The sequence below is a fragment of the Streptomyces boncukensis genome (assembly GCF_011045075.1).
Classification (GTDB): Bacteria; Actinomycetota; Actinomycetes; order Streptomycetales; family Streptomycetaceae; genus Streptomyces; species Streptomyces boncukensis.
In genome coordinates, this window is sequence record NZ_JAAKZZ010000549.1 from 1 (window position 1) to 4,522 (window position 4,522).

At 72.2% G+C, this 4,522-nt stretch carries 5 protein-coding genes; 2 read left to right on the forward strand and 3 right to left on the reverse strand.

Annotation, left to right across the window (positions count from 1 at the left end):
• A partial coding sequence (locus G5C65_RS31690) for a methyltransferase domain-containing protein (RefSeq protein ID WP_165302487.1) occupies positions 1–549 on the reverse strand: 549 nt, incomplete at its 3' end.
• A gap of 211 nt (positions 550–760) precedes the next feature.
• On the opposite strand from G5C65_RS31690, the gene G5C65_RS31695 reads away from it, so the two are divergent.
• Both G5C65_RS31695 and G5C65_RS31700 read left to right on the forward strand, forming a co-directional pair.
• Positions 761–1,177 (forward strand): DUF7144 family membrane protein, encoded by a 417-nt coding sequence (locus G5C65_RS31695; protein WP_206442494.1) that lies wholly within the window; start codon positions 761–763, stop codon positions 1,175–1,177.
• Entirely contained in the window at positions 1,174–3,066 is a 1,893-nt protein-coding gene (locus tag G5C65_RS31700) for an alkyl/aryl-sulfatase (RefSeq protein ID WP_165302489.1), read from the forward strand. Before G5C65_RS31695 ends, G5C65_RS31700 begins: the two co-directional genes overlap by 4 nt.
• 121 nt (positions 3,067–3,187) lie before the next feature.
• Here G5C65_RS31700 and G5C65_RS31705 read toward each other — a convergent pair whose 3' ends face one another.
• Entirely contained in the window at positions 3,188–3,955 is a 768-nt protein-coding gene (locus G5C65_RS31705; protein ID WP_165302490.1) for a L,D-transpeptidase family protein, read from the reverse strand.
• Between the two features lie 101 nt (positions 3,956–4,056).
• Entirely contained in the window at positions 4,057–4,479 is a 423-nt protein-coding gene (locus tag G5C65_RS31710; RefSeq protein WP_165302491.1) for a SpaA isopeptide-forming pilin-related protein, read from the reverse strand.
• Positions 4,480–4,522 lie beyond the last annotated feature (43 nt).

Below are 4,522 nucleotides of genomic sequence, written 5' to 3' on the forward strand. Positions count from 1 at the left end.
CCCGCCCGGTGCCAGCACCCGGAACATCTCGGCGAAGACGGCCGGCTTGTCGACGGACAGGTTGATCACACAGTTCGAGATGACGACGTCGACGGACGCGTCGGGCAGCGGGACGGACTCGATGGCGCCCTTGAGGAACTCCACGTTCCCTGCCCCGGCCTTCGCCGCGTTGGCCCGCGCCAGCGCCAGCATCTCGTCCGTCATGTCCAGGCCGTACGCCCGGCCGCGGGCGCCGACCCGGCGGGCCGACAGCAGCACGTCGATGCCCCCGCCGGAACCGAGGTCCAGCACCCGCTCTCCCTCCCGCAGCTCGGCGACGGCCAGCGGGTTGCCGCAGCCGAGCGAGGCGGCGACGGCGTCGCCGGGCAGCGACTCGCGCTCGTGCGCCGCATAGAGTCCGGAGCCGAAGCCCGGCTCGACCTCCACGGCCGCCCCGCCGCAGCAGTCCGCGCTCCCCTCACCGACCCGCACGGCCGCCGCCGCATACCCGGCCCGCACCTGCTCCCGCAGCTCCTCCGCCGCCCCGCCGGTCCGCTTCTCCTCGGACATGACGCCACCTTCCCTCCGGTTCGACCTCGGTCCGACCGACCTCTGCATCGATGCCTATCGATGCCTATCGATGCAGTAACCATGCCCTCTGTATAGAAGAACGTCAATACAGAGGGCGCGGGGCATGGGAGCGGCTTCACTCGGACGGCCTAACACCGGTCGCGGCGCGTCGTGCCATGGCCACAGGCTCATGGCAGCGGAAGGAGGCGCCATGAGCGCGGAGACCGATCGGGCGAGCAGCCCCTGGGTGTCCGGGGGCACGCTGTTCGCCGGGGTGCTGATGCTGGTGAACGGGCTGTTCGGGATGATCGCCGGAATCGCGGGCATCGGCGAGGACGACGTCTTCGGCCAGGTCGGGGACTACGCCTTCAAGCTCGACGTCAACGCCTGGGGCTGGATCCATCTGGTGCTCGGCATCGTGGTCGCGCTCACCGGGTGCGGCATCCTCACCGGCAACGTCTGGGCGCGGATCGCCGGGGTGGTGCTGGCGGTGCTCGTCGTGATGGCCAACTTCCTCTGGCTGCCCTATGTGCCGCTGTGGGCGCTGATCTCCATCGCGATCGGGGTGTTCGTCATCTGGGCGCTGTGCTCCGGGCTCGCCGCCGACAGCGGACAGGAAGCCGCATGACCCGGAACCCGACCGGCCCTGAGCAGGGCCCGGACGGCGCCGACTTCGCGGATGCGGACCGGGGGTTCCTCGGCGCCCTCTCCCCCGCCGTGATCAGGGCGGCGGACGGGCGGGTGGTGTGGGACGGGGAGGCGTACGGCTTCCTCGCCGGGCCCTGCCCCGGCACCGTGCACCCGAGCCTGTGGCGGCAGGGGCAGCTGTGTGCGCGGCAGGGGCTGTACGAGGTCACCGAGGGCGTCTACCAGGTACGCGGGCTGGACCTGTCGAACATGACGCTGGTCGAGGGCGAGAGGGGCGTACTCGTCATCGACCCGCTGCTCTCCGCCGAGTGCGCGGCGGCCGCGCTCGCCCTTTACCGCGAGCACCGGGGCGACCGCCCCGTGACGGGCCTGCTCTACACCCACAGCCACGTCGACCACTTCGGCGGCGCGCGCGGCGTGCTGCCCGAGAGCGAGGAGGAGGGGGTGCCCGTCCTGGCGCCCGCCCACTTCCTGGAGCACGCGGTGAGCGAGAACGTCTACGCGGGGACCGCCATGTCCCGGCGGTCCACGTTCATGTACGGCGACCAGCTGCCGACGGGCCCCGAGGGGGCCGTCGGCACCGGGCTGGGGCTGACGACGTCGACCGGCACGATCACCCTCGTCCCGCCCACCGTCGACATCACCCGCACCGGGCAGCGGGAGGCGGTGGACGGGATCCGGATGGTCTTCCAGCTCACCCCGGGCGCCGAGGCCCCGGCCGAGATGAACCTCCTGCTCCCTGACCGCCGCGCGCTGTGCGTGGCCGAGAACGCGACCCACACCCTGCACAACGTGATCACCCTGCGCGGCGCCGTGGTGCGGGACGCCCGCGCGTGGGCCCGCTATCTGGACGAGGCCGTCGAGATGTTCGACGGCGCGTACGACGTCGCGTTCGCCTCGCACCACTGGCCGACCTGGGGGCGGGAGAACGTACGGGAGTTCCTCTCCCAGCAGCGCGACCTGTACGCGTATCTGCACGACCAGACGCTCCGGCTGCTCAACCAGGGGCTCACCGGACCGGAGATCGCCGAGGAGCTGAGGCTCCCGCCCGCGCTGGAGCGCGCCTGGCACGGGCGCGGCTACTACGGCTCGCTCAGCCACAACGTGAAGGGCGTGTACCAGCGCTACCTCGGCTGGTTCGACGGCAACGCCGCACATCTGTGGGAGCACCCGCCGGCACAGCTGGCGCGCCGCTATGTCGAGGTGGCGGGCGGGCCCGAGCAGGCGCTGGCCAAGGCACGGGCGTATGTCGCGGCGGGGGACCTGCGGTTCGCCGCGACGCTGCTCAACCACCTCGTCTTCGCCGACCCGGAGGACGCCGGGGCGAGGGGCGTGCTGGCGGAGGTGTACGACCGGCTCGGGCAGGGCGCCGAGAACGGGCCGTGGCGGAACTTCTACCTCACCGCGGCCCATGAGCTGCGGCACGGCGTCAGCCCGGTCGGGCACAGGATCGCGGAGGATCTCGGCTCACCGGTGGTGCAGGCGCTCACCACCACCATGCTGCTGGACACCCTGGCGATCCGGATCGACGGACCGCGCGCGTGGGACGAGGACCTGACGATCGACCTGGCGCTCACCGACGAGCAGTGCCGGCACCGGCTGACGCTGCGCAACGGCGCTCTCACCCACCGGGCCGTCCCGCTGGGCCACCACGCCCGCAGCGCGGCCGGGCTGACGCTCTTCCTCACCCGGCCGCGGCTCCTCGGCGTGCTCGCCCGCAAGGGCCTGGACGGCTCGCCGGCCGACGACGGCGGGGGCGCCGACTACACCGACGACGGGGTCGAGTACGAGGGGGATCCGGCCCTGCTCGGACGGCTGTTCGCGTGCGTCACCGATCCGGATCCGTCGTTCCCCGTCATCACGCCGTAACGGCCCGAGCCGTGTCCCGCGGTCCCGCGGTCCTGCGGTCCTGCGGATCTTGCGGTCCCGCGGATCTCGCCGGGTCGGGGCCGCCCCTTGCGGCACGCAGCACGAGCCGCCGGGCACGGCACTAGGCGGTCGTCGGCAGGGGCAGCGGCAGGGCACGGTAGTTGGTGCCCGGCTTGATGCCGAAGACGTAGAGCCGGTCGCCCTTGCGCAGCAGCCGCCACAGCCGCGCCGCGTCCGGGATCCGGAGGTTGACGCAGCCCGCCGAGCCGCCGCGGTAGAGGTCGCGGTAGCTGCCGTGCAGCGCCTGGCCGCCGTCGAAGAACTGGGCGTACGGCATGGGCTCGTTGTTGTAGAGCGTGGAGCGGTGGTTCCGGTTCCGCCAGTAGATGCGGTGCCAGCCGTGCCGGGTCTCCATCCCCAGCCGGCCCGTACGCACCCCGACGGGCTTGAACTCCAGCTTGCGCGCACGGCCCTTGTGCACCCACAGGACCTGGTGGGCCAGATCCACGCAGACGACGCGGTAGGTGCGGCGCGGACACCGGGTGCGGAAGCGGGGGCTGGTGCGGGCCTCCTGCACCAGCGCCGTGCGGTAGGTCACCACGTCGGCCTTCCCCGTGGCGGGGATGGACTGGCGCTTCTGGAAGGCGCGGATCGCGCGGCAGTCGGCGGCGGACTGTCTGCCGTCCACCGGGAGCTTCAGATGGCGTTCCAGCTGGCGCTGGTAGGGCCCGGTGCCCGCACGGCACTCGGCGGGAGCGGCCGGGGCGGTGCGGTCGGCCGGGGTGGCCGCTGTCGCGACACCGGCCGGGAGGGAGAGCAGCAGGGCGAGGGTCAGGCTCTGAAGGGTCCGGCCCCGGCGTATGGGGAGATGTCCGTGTAGAGGGCGCATGGCTCTACGGATAGAGCCGTGCGCCCCCTGGGGCATCTCGGGTGCGGCAGTCGGATGAGTCACGGGCCGGCCACCCGCGGGGTGGCCGGCCCGTGTCCGCCCTACTTGCCGCCCTTACCTCCCTTGCTGCCCTTGCCTCCCTTGCCGCCGTTGCCGTCCTTGTCGCGGTCGTTCTTGAGGGTCACCGTGATTCCGTCCGATGCGTTGCCGCTGGTGAGGCGGTACGGGCCGGTCACCGTGCGGTCCGGGAGCCGGTAGCCGTCGGGCACCGCCGTCTCGCGCAGGTAGTACTCACCCAGCTCCAGCTCCCCGAAGGCACACCGACCCCGCGCATCCGTCGCGCACCCCGGGCCGGTACGCCGGTCCGGATCGTCGCCGGAGGTCTGCAGACCCGCACGGCCGTTCGTCTCCTCCCACGCCTCAAACACCGCGCCCGGCAGCGGATCACCACTGACCGCATCCGTCTTCACCACCGTCAACGAGCCCTTCGGCTCATCCGGCGTCCGCTCATTCCCCAGCGTCACCGTCACACCCTCCGACGCATTATCACTGGTCAAACGATACGGA

What these genes read in the sequence shown, in the direction of transcription:
- G5C65_RS31700 (WP_165302489.1), top strand. Translation starts at nt 1,174, where the DNA reads ATGACCCGGAACCCGACCGGCCCTGAGCAGGGCCCGGACGGCGCCGAC.
- G5C65_RS31705 (WP_165302490.1), bottom strand. Translation starts at nt 3,955, where the DNA reads ATGCGCCCTCTACACGGACATCTCCCCATACGCCGGGGCCGGACCCTT.
- G5C65_RS31695 (WP_206442494.1), top strand. Translation starts at nt 761, where the DNA reads ATGAGCGCGGAGACCGATCGGGCGAGCAGCCCCTGGGTGTCCGGGGGC.